The organism is Streptomyces sp. NPDC096310 (assembly GCF_044763125.1).
Taxonomy (GTDB): domain Bacteria; phylum Actinomycetota; class Actinomycetes; order Streptomycetales; family Streptomycetaceae; genus Streptomyces.
Genome location: NZ_JBIWFO010000007.1, coordinates 51,661 through 68,917, shown reverse-complemented (window position 1 = coordinate 68,917; position 17,257 = coordinate 51,661). Strand labels below are relative to the sequence as shown.

The 17,257-nt window shown below is 72.7% G+C and carries 16 protein-coding genes and 1 pseudogene; 7 read left to right on the top strand and 10 right to left on the bottom strand.

The genetic code is table 11. From position 1 onward, the window contains the following. Positions 1-93: 93 nt before the first annotated feature. The 4 genes from ACIQ7D_RS16445 to ACIQ7D_RS16430 all read left to right on the top strand — a co-directional run bounded on the left by ACIQ7D_RS16445 (position 94) and on the right by ACIQ7D_RS16430 (position 5,708). Entirely contained in the window at positions 94-1,107 is a 1,014-nt protein-coding gene (locus ACIQ7D_RS16445; RefSeq protein ID WP_403938038.1) for a hypothetical protein, read from the top strand. 178 nt (positions 1,108-1,285) lie between these two features. After that, on the top strand, positions 1,286-3,724 hold the full coding sequence (locus ACIQ7D_RS16440) for an ATP-binding cassette domain-containing protein (RefSeq protein WP_403938036.1): 2,439 nt from the start codon (positions 1,286-1,288) through the stop codon (positions 3,722-3,724). A 120-nt stretch (positions 3,725-3,844) separates the two neighbouring features. Then, positions 3,845-4,966, top strand: coding sequence for a hypothetical protein (locus ACIQ7D_RS16435; RefSeq protein ID WP_403938034.1), 1,122 nt, complete (start codon positions 3,845-3,847; stop codon positions 4,964-4,966). A 118-nt stretch (positions 4,967-5,084) separates the two neighbouring features. Further along, positions 5,085-5,708, top strand: a complete 624-nt coding sequence (locus ACIQ7D_RS16430; protein WP_403938336.1) for a histidine phosphatase family protein — start codon at positions 5,085-5,087, stop codon at positions 5,706-5,708. 28 nt (positions 5,709-5,736) lie between these two features. On the opposite strand, the gene ACIQ7D_RS16425 is transcribed toward ACIQ7D_RS16430, so the two are convergent. The 5 genes and pseudogenes from ACIQ7D_RS16425 to ACIQ7D_RS16405 form a co-directional block, all read right to left on the bottom strand. Further along, a complete protein-coding gene (locus ACIQ7D_RS16425; RefSeq protein WP_403938033.1) occupies positions 5,737-6,468 on the bottom strand; it encodes an FMN-dependent NADH-azoreductase in 732 nt (243 codons plus the stop codon). Positions 6,469-6,794: 326 nt separating this feature from the next. Next, positions 6,795-7,454: pseudogene (locus tag ACIQ7D_RS16420) on the bottom strand (ATP-binding domain-containing protein); the annotation flags it as partial. Continuing rightward, a complete protein-coding gene (locus ACIQ7D_RS16415) occupies positions 7,405-7,665 on the bottom strand; it encodes a hypothetical protein (protein ID WP_403938031.1) in 261 nt (86 codons plus the stop codon). The pseudogene ACIQ7D_RS16420 and the gene ACIQ7D_RS16415, both read right to left, overlap by 50 nt. Positions 7,666-7,748: 83 nt before the next feature. Further along, the gene (locus ACIQ7D_RS16410; RefSeq protein ID WP_403938029.1) at positions 7,749-8,474 is read right to left on the bottom strand and encodes a TetR family transcriptional regulator; all 726 of its coding nucleotides are present in this window, start codon (positions 8,472-8,474) and stop codon (positions 7,749-7,751) included. 41 nt (positions 8,475-8,515) lie between these two features. Beyond that, positions 8,516-9,286: a TetR/AcrR family transcriptional regulator gene (locus ACIQ7D_RS16405; protein ID WP_403938027.1), complete on the bottom strand. Its 771-nt coding sequence runs from the start codon at positions 9,284-9,286 to the stop codon at positions 8,516-8,518. Positions 9,287-9,363: 77 nt separating this feature from the next. Between ACIQ7D_RS16405 and ACIQ7D_RS16400 the strand changes: the two genes are divergently transcribed. Both ACIQ7D_RS16400 and ACIQ7D_RS16395 read left to right on the top strand, forming a co-directional pair. Then, positions 9,364-10,386 carry an ATP-binding cassette domain-containing protein gene (locus ACIQ7D_RS16400; RefSeq protein ID WP_403938025.1) on the top strand — a complete coding sequence of 341 codons (1,023 nt, stop codon included), beginning with the start codon at positions 9,364-9,366 and terminating at the stop codon, positions 10,384-10,386. Continuing rightward, a complete protein-coding gene (locus tag ACIQ7D_RS16395) occupies positions 10,379-11,167 on the top strand; it encodes an ABC transporter permease (RefSeq protein ID WP_403938024.1) in 789 nt (262 codons plus the stop codon). Before ACIQ7D_RS16400 ends, ACIQ7D_RS16395 begins: the two co-directional genes overlap by 8 nt. On the opposite strand, the gene ACIQ7D_RS16390 is transcribed toward ACIQ7D_RS16395, so the two are convergent. From ACIQ7D_RS16390 to ACIQ7D_RS16380, 3 genes are all read right to left on the bottom strand, one after another. Further along, the gene (locus tag ACIQ7D_RS16390) at positions 11,148-12,299 is read right to left on the bottom strand and encodes a phosphotransferase (protein ID WP_403938022.1); all 1,152 of its coding nucleotides are present in this window, start codon (positions 12,297-12,299) and stop codon (positions 11,148-11,150) included. The two genes, ACIQ7D_RS16395 and ACIQ7D_RS16390, sit on opposite strands and share 20 nt — an antisense overlap. Before the next feature lie 262 nt (positions 12,300-12,561). After that, positions 12,562-13,044, bottom strand: coding sequence for an HAD family hydrolase (locus ACIQ7D_RS16385; protein ID WP_403938019.1), 483 nt, complete (start codon positions 13,042-13,044; stop codon positions 12,562-12,564). Positions 13,045-13,459: 415 nt separating this feature from the next. Beyond that, positions 13,460-14,422: a winged helix-turn-helix domain-containing protein gene (locus tag ACIQ7D_RS16380; RefSeq protein ID WP_403938017.1), complete on the bottom strand. Its 963-nt coding sequence runs from the start codon at positions 14,420-14,422 to the stop codon at positions 13,460-13,462. A gap of 134 nt (positions 14,423-14,556) precedes the next feature. On the opposite strand from ACIQ7D_RS16380, the gene ACIQ7D_RS16375 reads away from it, so the two are divergent. Next, a complete protein-coding gene (locus ACIQ7D_RS16375) occupies positions 14,557-14,748 on the top strand; it encodes a hypothetical protein (RefSeq protein WP_385073907.1) in 192 nt (63 codons plus the stop codon). A 107-nt stretch (positions 14,749-14,855) separates the two neighbouring features. Here the strand turns inward: ACIQ7D_RS16375 and ACIQ7D_RS16370 are convergent, their stop codons facing one another. Together ACIQ7D_RS16370 and ACIQ7D_RS16365 are read right to left on the bottom strand one after the other, a co-directional pair. Then, positions 14,856-16,106, bottom strand: coding sequence for a GNAT family N-acetyltransferase (locus ACIQ7D_RS16370; RefSeq protein ID WP_403938015.1), 1,251 nt, complete (start codon positions 16,104-16,106; stop codon positions 14,856-14,858). Positions 16,107-16,192: 86 nt separating this feature from the next. Further along, complete coding sequence (locus ACIQ7D_RS16365) at positions 16,193-17,203, bottom strand: asparaginase (protein ID WP_403938013.1); 1,011 nt, start codon at positions 17,201-17,203, stop codon at positions 16,193-16,195. Between the last annotated feature and the right edge of the window lie 54 nt (positions 17,204-17,257).

Sequence of the window (17,257 nt, the reverse complement as noted above, 5' to 3'; positions counted from 1 at the left end):
CCCGGAGAACCGGGGCCGTCCGCGTGGCGTCCTCTCCGGGAACGGACCCGGAACATCGGGAACGGACCCGGAACGTACAGAAGGCTCGTCCTCATGCCCACACAGCACGACCGCACGGTGACACCGACGAGCGGAAGTCCGCGACGCGGGCTCACCGCCACGACCATCGCCGTCCTGCGGCGGCACCGGGGGGCTCTGGCGGGTGCGACGGTACGCGTCGTGGGCCTGTCAGGACTGGCCGCGCTGCTGATGACGACCGCGATCTTCGCGCTCGCCTGGCCCCTCTTCACCCATATGCGGAACCAACGCATCTGGTACCACTACGCCGAGGACCCCTATCTGCACGACCACACCGACCTGGCGCTGGTCGCCCTCTGCACGCTTCCGCTCTTCCTGCTTCTCCTCGGCACCGGCGGCGCGGCCCTGCAAGCCGTGTGCTCGCGGGCGGTCGCGGCGGGGGCCCGTGAGCCCGCGCAAGGGGTACGGTCACGGGCCTCGGTCACCGCGCGGCTGCGGCCTCTGCTCGCCGTGTACGCGCTGCGCGGCGTGATCGTATGGCTCCTGCCGCTGGTCGTCGCGCTCGTGGCGGACTCGCTCACCGGCTACCACCTCGACACCCCGTTGCCCCTGGACCGCGGATCGTGGCCCTACACGCTCGTCAAGGCCTCCCCTGTCGCCGCCCTGCTCGTCGCCGCCGTGCTGCGCCTCGCCCTCACCCTGGCCCCGGCCGCCGCGGCCGACGGCCTCGGTGCCCGCGCGGCCCTGCGCCGTTCCTGGTCGCTGACGTGGACGCGTGCCGGAGTGGTCCGCGTTCTCGCCCTCGCGCTGCCGCTGGCCGCGCTCACCGCCGGGGTGCTCCGGGTGGTGGTGCAGCTCGCCCTGCCGCTGCGGCCCCTCGTACGAACCCTCCTCGAACAGGCCACGGGGAACTTCTTCGCCGCGTACTACGCCGGCATCCTCGTCCCCGTCCTCGTCGGCATCCTGGTCACCGCGGCGGTGGCCCTCCCCATCACGTGCACGGCCTTCGCGGCCCTCCATGACCGGCTGGGATCGCCCCTTACCTCCCCCCGGGACGCCGGGGACACGGCGGGCCCCATCGCGGGGTGAGGCTCACGAGGCGTCCGCCGTTCCGTGGTCGGCAGCCCCGGATCCGGTGCGGTTATCCTTCGACAGATCGGCGCGCCGCCACCCCCGTACCGCCGGTTCCGCAGCTCCCCGGCCGGGCGCGGGCGCCACGGGCGCCGCGTACGTGGCCCCGGATGCCCGCGTAACAGATGGAGACACCATGAGCACGGTCACGAGGCCGGACAGACAGTCGCCCGCGCCGCACGCCGCCGACCGTCATGAGCTGATCCGCGTGCACGGCGCGCGCGAGAACAACCTCAAGGACGTCAGCGTCGAGATCCCCAAGCGCCGGCTGACGGTGTTCACCGGTGTCTCCGGTTCGGGCAAGAGCTCCCTGGTGTTCGGCACGATCGCCGCGGAGTCCCAGCGGATGATCAACGAGACGTACAGCGCCTTCGTGCAGGGCTTCATGCCGACGCTGTCGCGGCCCGAGGTCGACGTACTCGAAGGGCTGACGACCGCGATCATCGTCGACCAGCAGCGGATGGGGGCCGACCCCCGCTCCACCGTCGGCACCGCCACCGATGTCAACGCGATGCTGCGCATCCTCTTCAGCCGGCTCGGGCAGCCGCACATCGGCTCGCCCAACGCGTTCGCCTTCAATGTGCCCTCGGTCCGGGCGAGCGGGGCGATCACGGTCGAACGCGGTGGCCGCAAGACCGAGAAGCAGACCTTCCACCGCACCGGCGGCATGTGTCCGCGCTGCGAGGGCCGCGGCACGGTCTCCGACATCGACCTGGCCCAGCTCTTCGACGACTCCAAGTCGCTCTCCGAGGGCGCGATCACCGTCCCCGGCTACAAGACGGACGGCCACTGGACCGTACGGGTCTTCGCCGAGTCGGGCTTCCTCGACCCGGACAAGCCGATCCGCGACTACACCGCGACCGAGCTGCGGGACTTCCTCCACCGCGAGCCGACCAAGGTCAAGATCAACGGCATCAACCTCACCTACGAGGGGCTGATACCCAAGGTCCAGAAGTCGTTCCTGTCCAAGGACCGGGAGGCGATGCAGCCGCACATCCGGGCGTTCGTGGACCGGGCGGTCACCTTCACCGCCTGCCCCGAGTGCGAGGGCACCCGGCTCGCCGCGGCGGCCCGGTCGTCACGGATCGGCGGGATCAACATCGCCGACGCCTGCTCGATGCAGATCAGCGATCTGGCCACGTGGATCCGCGGCCTCGACGAGCCGTCGGTGGCACCGCTGCTCGGGACGTTGCGGGAGACCCTGGACTCGTTCGTGGAGATCGGTCTCGGCTACCTCTCGCTCGAACGGCCGGCGGGCACGCTGTCGGGCGGCGAGGCGCAGCGCGTGAAGATGATCCGGCATCTCGGCTCCTCGCTCACCGACACCACGTACGTCTTCGACGAGCCCACCACCGGCCTGCACCCGCATGACATCCAGCGGATGAACAACCTGCTGCTGCAACTGCGGGACAAGGGGAACACGGTGCTCGTGGTGGAGCACAAGCCGGAGACGATAGCCATCGCCGACCATGTCGTCGATCTCGGCCCCGGCGCCGGTACGGCGGGCGGCAGCGTCTGCTTCGAAGGCGACGTCGAGGGGCTGCGGGCCGCCGGCACCCTCACCGGGCGCCACTTCGACGACCGGGCCGTCCTCAAGGAGACGGTACGCAAGCCCACCGGCGCGCTGGAGATCCGCGGCGCCACCGCGAACAACCTGCGGGACGTCGACGTCGACATCCCGCTCGGCGTGCTGGCCGTCGTCACCGGAGTCGCCGGCTCCGGCAAGAGCTCGCTCGTGCACGGCACCCTGGTCAAGGGCTCGGGGGACGGCGGTACGGAGGGCGGCAACGGTACGGGGGCGGCCGGCACGGGGATCGTGTCGATCGGGCAGGGCGCGATCCGCGGGTCCCGGCGCAGCAACCCGGCGACGTACACCGGACTCCTCGACCCGATCCGCAAGGCGTTCGCGAAGGCCAACGGGGTCAAACCGGCGCTGTTCAGCGCCAACTCCGAGGGCGCCTGCCCGCAGTGCAACGGCGCCGGTGTCCTCTTCACCGACCTGGCGATGATGGCCGGTGTCTCCACGGTCTGCGAGGAGTGCGAGGGGAAGCGGTTCCAGGCGGCGGTGCTGGAGCACCGCCTCGGCGGCCGGGACATCAGCGAGGTGCTCGCGATGCCGGTGACCGTGGCCGAGGAGTTCTTCGGCGCCGGTGAGGCACGTACGCCGGCCGCGCACGCCATCCTCGGCCGGCTCGTCGACGTCGGGCTCGGCTACCTCAGCCTCGGCCAGCCGCTCACCACGCTCTCCGGCGGCGAGCGGCAGCGGCTCAAGCTGGCCACGCACATGGCCGAGAAGGGCGGCGTCTACCTCCTCGACGAGCCGACCACCGGCCTCCACCTCGCCGATGTGGAGCATCTGCTCGGCCTCCTCGACCGGCTCGTCGACTCCGGTAAGTCGGTCATCGTCGTCGAACACCACCAGGCGGTCATGGCGCACGCCGACTGGATCATCGACCTCGGCCCCGGAGCGGGCCACGACGGCGGCCGGATCGTGTTCGAGGGCACCCCGGCCGACCTGGTCGCCGACCGCTCCACCCTGACCGGCGAACACCTCGCGGCGTACGTCGGCGCCTGACCGGGCGACCGAGCGCGGGTGATCGGGGCGTGTACGGGGCGGGGCGTGCGGCCGTCCTGTGCGGGAAGCCCGTCGCGAGGGGCTTCCCGTGGTCGGGGGGCCGGGGGACAATCGCCCTTTGTGACGATCACCGAGACCAGCGGCCCCGCCGAGTCCCGCCGCGCCGGGCCCGCCGCGCTGCTGGGCAGTCTGCTGACCGGTGCGTTGACCGGCGCCGCGGTGGCGGCCGTGGTGGTCGGGATCGTCATCGGGAAGGCCGCGCTGTGGGGCGCCGGTGCCGGGTTCTTCCTGTTCGTCGTCCTGGTCACGACCGTCTCGGGCAGCCGCACCCGGGCACGCGCGCCGAAGGCCGAGAGGCGGACGGCCCTCGCGATGATCGAGAGCCGGCGCGCGACCAGCGGTGAACTGGCCGATGTCCCGATCAGTTTCGTCCTGACCGTCGCTCCGGAGGACCGCCCCGCCTACCGGGTCGCGTTCTCCCAGTCGATCAACCTCGTCGACGTCGCCGACTACCCGGCGCGCCGCGTCGTGGTCGTCGAGTACCCCGCGCACGAACCCTGGGACGTCACCATCGTCACCCGGCCGGACCAGGAGTGGGCGAGGCGGGCCGCCGAGGCGTCGATGGACTCCGCCCCCGAGTCCACGCTGGTCAAGAACCCGAACCGGGAAGGGGCGTACTGCCTGGCCTCCCTCCTCGCGATCCTCCTCGGCGCGGCGCTGGTCGTTCTGCTGTTCCGCGCCGAGCTGTTCCGGGAGGACGGCGCGGCCGGCGGGGAGGGGACCGGGGGCGCCGAGGTCTCCGTGTCCGCCTCGGCCTCCGTCTCGTCGCGTACGAGCACCACGCGGACCACCGAGTCGATGCTGCGGGACGGACAGATGCGCCTCACGGTCGACGCGCTGGCCACGGCCGGGGTGCTGACCGCCACCGAGTTCCGCATCGAGGAACACAGCATGGCGGCCGAAGGAGTCGGGGACGGAGGCGACACCGGCAGCGGTACGGGTGCCGGTGAGCCGTCGATCGACCTGCGCTCCCTCCCGTACGAACGCCTCCCCGCCCTGGTCCGCACGGCACGCACCACCTCCGGCGCCGGGGACGACAGCTCCTGGCGCATCGACATCGCCCGCGACGCGAAGACCCGGGCCCTGGTCATCCGCGTGACCGTCACGGACTCCCGCGGCTCCGCCACCCTCCGCGCGGACGCCCGGGGCCGCGTCACCGAACCCGCCACCGCCCCGCGCTGAGACCGGCCCCTCGCCGCGCGGAACCGGAGCGAACCGACGCGAACCGGCGCGGAACAGGAGCGGCGGCCCGACGTATCGTCAGCGGCCGAAGGACCGTCATCGGTGAAAGGCACAGACGATCATGAGTACAGCCCCCCGTTTTCTCTATCTCGCCCGGCACGGCGAGGCATCGGCCGACGAGTCCGCGCTGAGCGGGAACGGCCGCCGCCAGGCGGTACTGCTCGGGCAGCGGCTGCGGAACGTACCCCTGTCGGCGGTCCACCACGGTCCGCTCCGCCGCGCCGAGGAGACGGCCACGCTGCTCGCCGGGCAGCTCGACGGGGTACCGCTGCGCCGGTCGGAGACGGCCGGGGACTACGTCCCGTACCTGCCGCAGAAGGAGGAGCTGCCGCCGGACTCCGCCGACGCCCTGCTCGCCTTTCTCGCCCGGGTGACGGAGGAGGAGGCCCGGGACGGCGCCGCTCTGGCGCGCGAGGCACAGGCGGAGTTCACCGGTCCGGTGGCCGGGGAGGCGCCTCGCCACGAGCTGGTCGTCACGCACAACTTCCTCATCGGATGGCTGATACGCGCGGCCCTCGACGCGCCCCCGTGGCGCTGGTTGGGCCTCGACTTCGCCAACGCCGCGCTGACGGTGATCCGTTACGCGCCCGGCAGGCCGCCCTCCGTACTCTGCGCCAACGACATGGAGCATCTGCCCGCCGAGCTGCGCTGGACTGGTTTTCCGCCCGAACTCCACATCTGAGGGAGGGGACTCGGACGGGGCCGGATCCTCACCGCGGTCCCGCTCCGGGCTGTGCGCCTCGGACGGCCTTGAGTGCGACGGCCTCGGCCAGCGCCGCGTCGATCGCCAGCTTGCGCTGCTCGGGGCCGTAGTTGATGCCCTCGGCGCGGACGAATTCGAGGTTCCGTACCCCGAGGAAGGCGAAGAAGCTGGTGAGGTACGTCTCCTGGTGGTCGAACGACGCGGTCGGGGTGTCCGCCACGTACTCGCCGCCGCGCGAGGAGGCGACGATGACGCGTTTGCCGCCCGCCAGTCCCTCGGGGCCGTCCTGGGTGTAGTGGAAGGTCTTGCCGAACACGGCCAGGGCATCGATCCACGACTTGAGCTGGCTGGGTATGCCGAAGTTGTACATCGGGGCGCCGATCACGACGACATCGGCGGCCAGGAACTCCTCCAACGCCTCGTCGAGTCTGCTCAGTTCGCCCAGGGTGCGGGCGCCCGCGTCGAGGTCGGTGCCCGAGCCCGAACCGGCGTCAGTGTCAGCGTCGGTGTCGGTGTCGGTGTCGGTGTCGGACTCCGCATTCGAGCTCCGCGCCGCCGAGGCCGCCTTGAGCCTCAGGATGGCCTCCGAGTGGTGCGGCAGCGGCTCGGCGGCGACATCGCGGTACGTGATCTCAAGACCGGGGTGCTCGTCCTTGAAGCGGCCGACGACAGCGGCCGAGATCCGGCGGCTGGCCGATTCGGCGCCCGAGATGCTGGAGTCGATGTGCAGAAGCTTCATGAAGGGTGCCGCCTCGCTGGTGCGTCCGGAACACCTGGGTCCGGTTCATCTGGACATGGACGGACATGGACGGAATACCGCTGTACGAACCGCATACGGATGGGCTCTCCGCCTTCCGCCGAGAGCAAGGTACAGGCCGTTCTTCCACCATGGCGGACCGAGGTGTCCGGTACACGCTCCTGACGGCCGATCGAGGGAGCACACGGCAGCCAGGACGGCCTGCTCGCCGGTCGCCTTCGGCACACCGGGGGACGCGCCACCGAGCGGGAAGTACGGCATGGCACCAGGCGATCTCCTCGGCGCGGCGGAGCGCAGGCGTGTCAACGTCACGACGCGCTGGGCCCCGGCCCCCACTCCCCCGGCAGCGGCCGGCTGTGCACGATGTGGAGCCGGGAGACCGCGCGGGTGAGCGCCACATACAGGCGGTGCGCCCCACGGGCCTCGGCGGCCAGCACCGCCGCCGGCTCGACCAGGACGACATGGTCGTACTCCAGCCCCTTCGCCGCCGTCGCGGGCAGCACCGTCACCCTGGCGGCCGGCGCGCCGAAGTCGTCCGCCGTGACGGTGTCGATCCCGGCCCCCACGAGGACGGTGCGGAGCCGGTCCGCCTCGGGCCCCGCCGCGATCACGCCGATCGAACCCTCACGGGCGAGCGCCGCGCGCACCGCGCCGACCACCACCGCGTCGAGCCCGTCCGCCGCCTCCCGCTCACCGTCCCCCGCCCAGCTGATCGTCAACTCCCCCGCGCCGCGCAGGGATCGGGCCGGCGGTACATCGACGTCCAGCGAGGCCAGCAGCCGGTTGGCGAGTTCCACGACCGCGCCGGGCACGCGGAATCCGGTGGTCAGCGAGGTCACCGACGCGTCCGGCCGGCCGAGGTGCGCGAGGAGCGCGGGCCAGGAGCGGGCCGCCCACGGGGTGGTGCCCTGTGCGAGATCACCCAGCACGGTCAGCGAGCCGAAGGCCGCGCGGCGGGCGATCGCGCGGGCCGAAGAACAGCGGACTGTCGGGCTCCTGCCGCAACTCCTTGGCGTAGCTGCGCAGATGGCGGCCGAGGACTTCGGCGTCGGCGCCGGAGGCGAAGGCGTTCTCGCCGGTGACGATCTGTTCGTGCGCGTCGTCCACCATGCCGGTCAGCGCGGCGCGGCAGGTCCGGTGGTAGGTCCGTTCCTCGTCGAGTGCTTCGGCTGCGGTCATACCGTCAAGATTAGCGTTACCTGGTAAAGAATGTTACCGGGTTAACAATCGCGGAGCATCACGACGGGTTTACGGGACCGGCGTCACCAGAGGCCGAGCCCGCTGCGCAGCCGCTCGAAGGCCAGCTCCGCCGCGGCCACCGCGTCCGGGTACACCGCCCCGGCCGGCTCGCCCGCCGCGATCCGCCGCCAGTTCTCCTGCGCGAGGACACGCTGGACGGCGACGATCTGCGCCGCGCCGAGCGCCCCCTCGACCCCGCCCCCGAGCGCGGCGGCCAGCGCCTCCTCGGAGCGCCGCTGGTACCCGTACAACCGGGCCACCAGGCTCGGCGTCCCGTACAGCAGCCGGTGGTACGCGAGCACACCCTCGGCGTCGTTGAGCCCGGTCACCGGGTCGCGCCGGTCGAGTCCGGCCAGGAAGTGCCGGCGCAGCGCGTCCAGCGGGCGTACGCCTCCGGGCCGGCCGGAGACCACACGGGCCGCCTCGTCCTCGTGGTCGGCGAACCGGTGCAGCACCAGGTCCTCCTTGGCCGGGAAGTACCGGAAGAGGGTGGGCTTGGAGATCTCGACCGCGGCGGCGACCTCCGCGACCGGGACCCGGTCGAAGCCCTTCGCGAGGAAGAGCGCGATCGCGGCCTCCGAGATCTCCTGGTGGCGCCGCCGCCTCTTCCGTTCCCGCAGGCCGGGATCGGAGTGGGGGGCGGAGCCGGGGCCGGGTCGGGGGCCGGAAAGGGGTTCGGGGTGGGGGGCGGAAAGGGGTTCGGGGTGGGGGGCCGGGTCGAGGACCTCGTTGTCGCCGTCGCCGTTCATGACGGAGAAGCCTACGGGTGCGGCGCGCTCATCCCCGTCACTCACCCCTGCCGCCGGATCAGCGCGTCCACCCCGTCCAGAAGGCAGTTCAGGCCGAAGAGGAAGTCGGCGTCCGGCTCCCCGTCCTCCTCCAGGCCGCCCTCGGCGAGCAGCCGGGCGACCGACGGGTAGCGGGCCGGGTCGGCCAGCCGGCGGAGCGTACGCCCGTAGCCCTCCATCACCTGCCGGGCCGAGCCACCGCTCGCCTCGACCGCCGCGGCCAGATCCGCCGTCGTCAGCGCCTCGTTCCGTACGTAGCCGCTGACCAGCAGGATCACCGAGATCCTGGCGCCGTCGTCGAGGCCCGTACCGTCCAGCGCCACCATCCCCTGCTCCCACCACGCCACCATGTGGGGCGTGCTGGGCGGGCCCGAGATCGGCAGGCGCAGCGACCACAGGTTCCGGTGGAACGCCTCCCGCTGCGCCCACGCCCACCGCGCCAGCGCCTCGCGCCAGCCGAGCGCCGGGTCCGGCGGCGGGGGCGGCGCGCCGATCGCCTCCTCCAGCATGAGGATGTACAGCTCGTCCTTGGCGGCGACGTACCGGTACAGCGACATCGTGGAGACGCCCAGTTCCTTGGCGACCCGCCCCATCGAGACGGCGCCCAGCCCCTCCGCCGCCGCGAGTCCGACCGCCGCGTCGACGATGCGCGCCAGGGTGAGGCCGGGCCGCGGCCCCTTGGCGGGGCGGTCGCGCAGCCCCCACGCCGCCTCGATGCTGGCGGGAAGCCCGGTGCCGCCCTCCTCGGCCCTGCCGCCCGCGGTGCCCGTCATCGCCGTACCCCTCTTCTTCCGCTCCCCGCCGCTTGACGCCCATCCTAGTAATGCGTAACCCTTACACAGTAGCGCGTATGACATACGCAGAAGAAGCGCGAGGGGGAGCAACCGTGGATTCAGATACGGCCGTCGAGGCCATCGGCCTCGAAAAGTCCTACACAGGCAGGGGAGAGGGGAAGGGGAAGACGGCGCTCCGCGTCCTCCGCGGCATCGACCTCCGCGTGGAGCGCGGCACCGTCTTCGCCCTCCTCGGGCCCAACGGCGCCGGCAAGACCACCGCCGTCCGGATCCTCACCACCCTCACCACCGCGGATCGCGGCACCGCCCGCGTCGCCGGGTACGACGTCGTCGCCGACCGGCGGCGGGTACGCGGCGCCCTCAGCCTGACCGGGCAGTTCGCCGCCGTCGACGAGAAGCAGACCGGCGAGGAGAACCTCCGCATGATGGCCCGCCTCGGCGGCCTCCCCCGGGCCGAGGCCCGCCGGCGCGCCGCCGGACTCCTCGACCGGTTCGGCCTCGCCGACGCCGGCCACCGCCTGGCCGGCACGTACTCCGGCGGCATGCGGCGCCGGCTCGACCTCGCCGCGGGGCTGGTCGGCGCCCCCGAGGTGGTCTTCCTCGACGAGCCGACCACCGGCCTCGACCCGCGCAGCCGCCAGGAGCTGTGGCAGGTCGTACGGGACCTCGCCGCGCGCGGCACCACCGTCTTCCTCACCACCCAGTACCTGGAGGAGGCCGACCGGCTCGCGGACCGCGTCGCCGTCATGGACCGGGGCCTGATCGCCGCCGAGGGCACCGTGGACGAGCTGAAGCGCCTGGTCTCCGGCCACCGGCTCGACCTCGTCCTCACCGGTCCCGACGCCTATCTGCGGCTCGCGGCCCGCGCCGTGCACCACGCCCCCGAGGCGCTCACCCTCGGCCTGCCGACCGACGGCACCGCCGCGCACGTACGCGCCCTGCTGGACGAGATCGACCCCGACGGTACGGAGGTGGCGCGCTTCGCCCTCCACAGCGCCACCCTCGACGACGTCTTCCTCTCCCTCACCCGCGCCGCCCCCGACGCCGGCCCCCACACCCAGGAGCCCGCCCGTGTCTGACACGCCCGCACCCCGCGCCCTGCCCCGCCCCCTCACCCTGACCCACGCCGTCACCCTGGCCGGGCGCGGCATCCGCCTCAGCCGGCGCAACACCGACGCCGTCGTCACCTCGCTGATGCTGCCGGTCATGATGATGCTGGTCTTCGTCTACTTCTTCGGCGGCGCCATCAACACCGGTACGGAGTACGTCACCTACGTCGTCCCCGGCGTTCTGATCCTCTGCGCCGGCTTCGGCTCGGCCAGCACCGCCGTGAGCGTGAGCGAGGACATGAAGGGCGGCATCATCGATCGCTTCCGCTCCCTCGACGTCGGCGGCGCGCCGGTCCTCGCCGGGCACGTCACGGCGAGCGTCGTCCGCAACCTCGTCTCGACCGCGCTCGTCCTCGGCGTCGCCCTGCTGATCGGCTTCCGCCCGGCGGCGGGACCGGCCGCCGCGCTCGCCGCCGCGGGCATCCTGCTCGCCTACATCACGGCGATGTCCTGGCTCTCGGCGGCCGTGGGGCTGCTCGCCAAGTCCCCCGAGGCCGCGTCCGGGTTCACTTTCCTCGTCCTGTTCCTGCCCTACCCGAGCAGCGCCTTCGTCCCCATCGGGACGATGCCCACCTGGCTGCACGGCTTCGCCGACCACCAGCCGGTCACCCCGGTGATCGAGTCGTTGCGCGGGCTGCTGCTGGGGCTGCCGGTGGGCCATACGCCCTGGCTCGCGCTGGCCTGGACCGCCGGGATCCTGGCCGTCGCGCTGGGGCTGTCGGGCGTGCTGTTCAGGTCCCGGACCTCGTGACGGCGGTCGCCTCCGCCTCGCCCCCGTGCGACGTACGGAACCAGTTGCGGTAGGCGGTCACCACCTGCCGCATCGACGGCGCCGTGCCCGCCCCGTACAACTCCCGCTCCGCCGCCGCCAGTACCCGCTGGATCCGCCACGCCGCGCGCGGCAGCACCCGCCAGTTCGACTCCGCGTCGGAGCCGAGCAGCAGCGCCGTACGGATGACGTCGGTGAAGACGGACTGCACCCGCTTGTACGCGAGGAGCAGCGGAAGGTCCTCCTCCCAGCCGTACGAACTGCCGGGCCTGGCCTCCTCCACGGCCGCCACCCACACCTCCTTGACCCGGGCCTCCTCCTGCTTCGGATAGCCCATCAGATGGAGGTGGGTGGCCAGGTCGTAGAGGGGGTCGCCGATCATGGCGAGTTCCCAGTCGATGACCCAGAGGTCGCCGTCCCGGTCGACGATCAGGTTCTTCCGGTGCAGATCGCAGTGGAGGAGCGCGAAGGGGCGTGCGCGCAGCTCCACCGTCCGCTTCCGCAGGCGCCCGAGCGCGTCGGCGTTGACGCCGAGTTCCCCGAAGAGGTTCCGGTACGGCTCGCCGTGGTCCCGGTGGACCTGCTCCTCGGTGAACCGGATCAGCCGGTCGAGGAACCCCGCCGAGTCGCCCTCGGCCGTCCAGTCGTCCGGGGCGCAGATCCGGGTGACGTCACGCTCCGCCAGCTCCTTCGGATCGATCGACACCAACTGGCCGAAGAAACGTCCGAGCTGGTCGGCGTGGCGCCGGGAGAGCCCGCGCCCCGGCACCTGGCGGGCGTCGAGGGTCCGGCCCTCGATGAAGCCCTGGAGATAGACACCGCCGTCGACCCTGGTGATCTCCGGGATACGGTCCACCCGGCCCTGGAGCGCGGTGAGCAGCAGATCCTCGGAGGCGAAGCAGCGCCGGTCGAACCAGAGCAGCCCGGGGCGGGGGGCGCGAAGCTTGGCGCGCTCGAAACGGGCGCTCAGCTCGTGGGTGGCGGGCAGCGGGAAGGCGTACGTCTCGTGGTGGTAGCCGTTGAGGGGGCCGGTGACCCCCTGGCCGTCACGGCTCAGCTCGCCCGCTCGCCTGCGGATGTCGGATCCGGTGCCGGATGCCCGGCCGACTGTCATTGCCTTGTGCACTGTGCCGTATGCCCTCGGTGCTGGTGGTGCCTCTGATGTACGCGGGGTGCGTGCCTGAGCGTGGGTGTCCGTGGTGCGGATGGTGTCTGTGATGGGTGGTGTCTGTGGTGGGTGGTGTGTGCGTGCGGTGTGTGGAGCCGCTGTGCGGAAGCTACCTCTCCGGAAGCCGTCATGGGTGAAGTTGGCGCCATCTTCACCAACCCGGATCAGCGAATTCCCGCCCGCCGGCCCTCCGAGCCCCTCGGGAACCTCAGAGTTGGTCGACTTGGCCAACTTGTCCGGCCAACTCCGCCAGGTTGTGGGGAAGTTCGTCCATGACCACCCGGGCCCCCGCCCCGTACAGCACGGCGCTCTTCGTCTCCCTCGTCGCGTACCCGAGGAAACGGACCCCGAGCTGCCGCGCCGCGCGGAAGTCCGCCTCCGCGTCACCGATCATCACGGCCTCGGCAGCCGTCGTGCCCGTCCACTTCAGCGCCCGCTCCAGGCAGTCCGGATGCGGCTTGAGCAGCCTCGGGTCGAGCCGGCGCCCGTAGACATGCCCGTCAAAGCAACGGGTCAGGCCGGTCCGTTCGAGGTAGCGCCTGACCGCTTTCGGCGAGTTGTTGGTGGTGATCGCGAGGGCGACCCGGGCATCGGCCAGCGCCCGTATCAGCTCCGCCGCGTTCCTGGTCGGTACGGCCGACCCGGCCGCCCGTATCTCCTCCTCCGTCAGCCACGCCTCCAGCTCGGCCACCCGCGCGCCGCCCGGGACCAGCTCCCCCCACCGCGCGCAGCAGGGCCTGCGGATCGGTGACCGGGACGCCGTCCACCGTCCCCACGGCGCGGGCGATCCCCCCGGGGAGCGCCGCGAGCAGACGGGCGGCCACCTCCGGCGCCGGATGGTTACGGAAGAGCGCGCAGACGGGGCCGTCGAAGTCGAAGAGCACACACCGCACCGGGGCCGCGCCCGACACGCCGAGCAGGCCGGGCGCCTCGGCCGCGCACGAGTTGGCCGCGCACGAGTTGGTCGCGTACCAGTCGGCCGCGTACGAGTCGTTCACGTCGCTCCGTCCATCGGGGCTGAGGCCGGGCACCGTCAGCGCCTCCGGATCACATCCTGCCCCGAACCACACCCGTACGACACGGCTCCGCCCGTCCCTCTCGCGCCGTCACCCCAGCGCGAGCTCCGTCGCGATCGTCTCCCAGAGCGCGTCGAACCACGCCTGCGACTCCGCCACGAACGCGTGGTCGCGCTGCGCCGCCAGCGCCCCCGACTCGAACGAGAACAGCGGCGACCGGTCCCCCAGCGCGTCGTACATCTCGACGGACGTCCGGTGGATCTCCGTCTCGCGCACGGTGACCTTGTAGTACGCGAACAGCGCCTCCGCGCCGTTGAGCACGTACAGCTTCACCGGCGGCGTGAACGGCAGCGCCTTGAACCGCACGTCCACGTCGATGCCCGCCGAGCGCATCCCCATCAGATGGTCCCCGAGGACCGTGCCGTGCGCGTTGCGCTGCTGGAGCCAGCGCTGGTGGACGAGGTCGCTCTCGTCCTGACGCGTGCCGGCCGTGGAGACGGAGCGTGGGAACGCCAGCTCGATGTCGCGGTTCGGCAGCAGCACCCGGACCGTCACGGTGGCGGGCAGGGCGCCCGCGCCCGGCGCGCCGCTCCCCGCCGGCAGCGCGGCGCGGTCGCGGATGCGCAGGCGCTGCTCCCCGAGGGCCGCGCTCAGCGACTCGGCCGTCAGACAGAGGGCGTCGATCCGTACATGGTCGGCCTCGAACGCCGCCATGATGCGCGGGCGCAGCGCGACCATCGTCTCCTGCGGACTCTCGTCGCCGCCCGCCGCCGCTCCCCGCCGTGCGGCGGCCCGTCCGGCGGCGCCGCGGCCGGCGATCCGGGGCGGCGCGCCGCGGGTGGCCTCGGTGAGCAGGCCGTCGTCCTGGAGGCGCCGCAGGGCCTGGCGGACCACCCCGCGCTGCACCCCGAACTCGGCCACCAGGTTCTTCTGCGTGGGCAGGGCCTGACCCGCCACGAGGTCGCCCGAGGCGATACGGGCGCGCAGGGCCTCCGCCACATCCTCCGGCGTGGGCTTTCCGGCGCCGTTCACAGCAGCCTGTTCAGAGGTCACGACCCTACGTTACAACTTCCTGCCATCTCGCGGCAGTTGTAGCGGAGAACTTGTTTACGGATCGCAACTTGGCGGGACAACTTCATTAGTTGATGTCGAGTTGGCAGCCAACTTTGCCGTAAGGAGTGACCGCCATGCCTGTGTCCGCGCTCCTCACCTCCGCACTCGGCATCGGGCTCGACCAGCTCGTGCACTGGCGCTTCGGTACCGCCGGGACCGTCGCGCTCCTCCTGCTCACCCTCGGCGTCAAGGCCAGGAACGCCACCTGTGCCGGGATCGGCGCCGCCGTCCTGGCGCTGCTCGTCACCCGGCTCGGCCACGGCTGACCACCCGCACGAGCCCACCCCGACCGGCCCGACCGCCCTGACCGCCCTGACCGCTCCGGCCGGCCTGACCGCCCTGACCCGGCCGGCCACCCCGACCGGCCGCCCGCTCAGAAGACGTCCGGGCACCACGGCCGCCGCGGCGTACGGAACAGCGCCTCCGCCACCGCCGCCGCCCCCGGCCGCTCCTCCTCCACCGTCCCCAGCGCGGCGAGCCGCAGCGCCGACTCCTCCCCCAGGTACAGCGCACCCAGCTCCCGTACGTCCAGGGCCAGACCGGCCGGCTCCGCCGTCGGTACGCAGCTCGCGCCCTCCGGCGACGCCTCCAGCCGGAAACGCCCGCCCGCCAGGCCCGCCGCGTCGTGGATCTCCAGCACCAGCGTGCCGGTGACGCCGTAGGTACGCGCCTCCAGGGCCCGTACGACATCCAGGATCCGCACCCACAGGAAGTCCGCCTGCGTGACGATCCGCGCCGCGCGCGGGTCCGGCAGGAAGTGCGGCAGCAGGTCGTCCGCCGCGCGATGGCCCGTCCGGACCGTCGTGACCCAGTCGATCGAGCAGACGAACCGCCACAGCGCGCGCTCTGCCGCCGGGGTCAGCGCTGTCAGATCCCGTACGGACGCGGTGTTCAGCGGCTGCTTGGAGTCGCCCCAGACGCCGTCGGCCGCGTAGGTGACCAGCCCCTCCACCTCGCCCGACGCCGAGCGGTACACGGCGTAGTACGGCTCCGTCCACGGGAGTCCGGTGGCCGTCTGCCCGGTGAACGCGCCCCACCAGCGCTCGTCCCGGTCGACCGCGCCCGGCTGCCGCGCCCGGAAGCGCTCGTGCAGCTCGGGCCCGAGCTTCCGTACGTCCGAACCGTCGACCAGGTCGATCCGGCCGCCGCCGTCCTCGGCACCCGGTCCCGCCCAGCGCGGGTCGAGCCCCGAACGCGCCACGTCGACGGCCCACTCGGTGGTCGAGGCGGCGGGCCCGAAGCCGTACCGGCCGTAGATCGGGTACTCGGCGGCGATCAGCGTGGCGACGGTGTCCCCGCGCTCCTTCGCCCGCGCCAGATCGGCGCCCATCATCCGGGAGAGCAGCCCGCGCCTGCGGTGGGTGGGCGAGACGGTGACGTTCGAGACCGCGTCGGCGCGCAGCACCGCGCCGCCGGTCACCGTCAGCTCCTGGGTGAAGGAACGGAACGTCGCGACGCACCGCCCGTTCTCGAACGCGCCCTGGGTGCGGGAGAGATCGGCCCGCGCGCGCCGCCACTCCACCGTCTCGTCCGGGTCGGTCGGAGTCCGCAGAAAACCGGTGTTCAGGGCGCGGTTCCAGTCGGGAAAGCCGGCCTCGGTGACAGTACGGACCTCGATACTCATGGTCCGCACGCTAGGCGCAGCCGCCCCGCCACCGCATCCGGATTTCCCGCCCGTACGCGCCGTCCGCGCGGTTCAGCCCGCGAGGCTCAGAAGGCCGCGCGTACCGCTCCGACCTCCGCGCCCCCGCCCAGCAGCGGCGCCCGGCCGATCCGGCCCAGCACCTCCGCCTCCACGCCCAGGAGCTGGAGCGCCCGCGCCAGAACCGGCCCCAGCGCCCGCGCCCCACCGTCGTCGATCTTGAAGGCGAGCGCGCGGCCGTCCGCCAGCGCCACCGCCTGGACCGCCTCCGCGCCCATCTTCGAGAGCGTCCCCGGCACCTCCCGCATCAGCCAGGTGTCGGAGCGGCGCGTACCCGCCACGTACTCGGGGTGCGCGCGCATCGCCTCCGCGACGCGCCCCTCGGCCGTCGCCGGCGCCGCGAGGACGAAGTGGCGGAAGGAGCGGGCGAGTCCGGTGAGGCTGAGAGCCATCAGCGGGGCGCCGCAGCCGTCCGTACCGACCGTGGGGACGCGTTCCCCGGCCGCCTCCTCGACCACCGTCAGCACGAGCCGCTGCAAGGGGTGGGCGGGGTCGAGATAGCTCTCCGTGGGCCAGCCGTTGAGCGCACAGGCGGCGAGCATCGCCGTGTGCTTGCCGGAGCAGTTCATCACGATCCGCTCGCGCACCCCGCCCGCGGCGAGGTACGACTCCGCCTCCACCGGATCGAGCGGCAGGTCCGGCGGGGTCTGGAGGGCGTCGGGGGTCAGCCCGTACTCGGTGAGCATCGTCCGGACGAGGTCGAGGTGGAAGCCCTCCCCGGAATGGCTCGCGGCGGCCAGCGCGAGCCGCTCGCCGGAGAGTTCGAGCCCGGCCCGCAGTACGGCCGCCGCCTGCATCGGCTTGTTGCTGGAGCGCGGGAAGACCGGCGCCTCCGCGTCGCCCAGCTCCAGTTCGACCGTACCGTCCGCCGCGAGCAGCACCATCGAGCCGCGGTGGCGCCCCTCGACGAAGCCGGACCGTACGACCTCGGCGAGAACGGGCGACTCCGCCCGCGTACCGGTACGGGGGGCGCCGCTACCGACCGCGGTGGACATGCTGCTGGGCGTGCTGGAGGTCATCCTCGGCCTTCCGGAAGGGCGGGAGGGCAGGAGGGGCCCCACCCACGCGCGAAC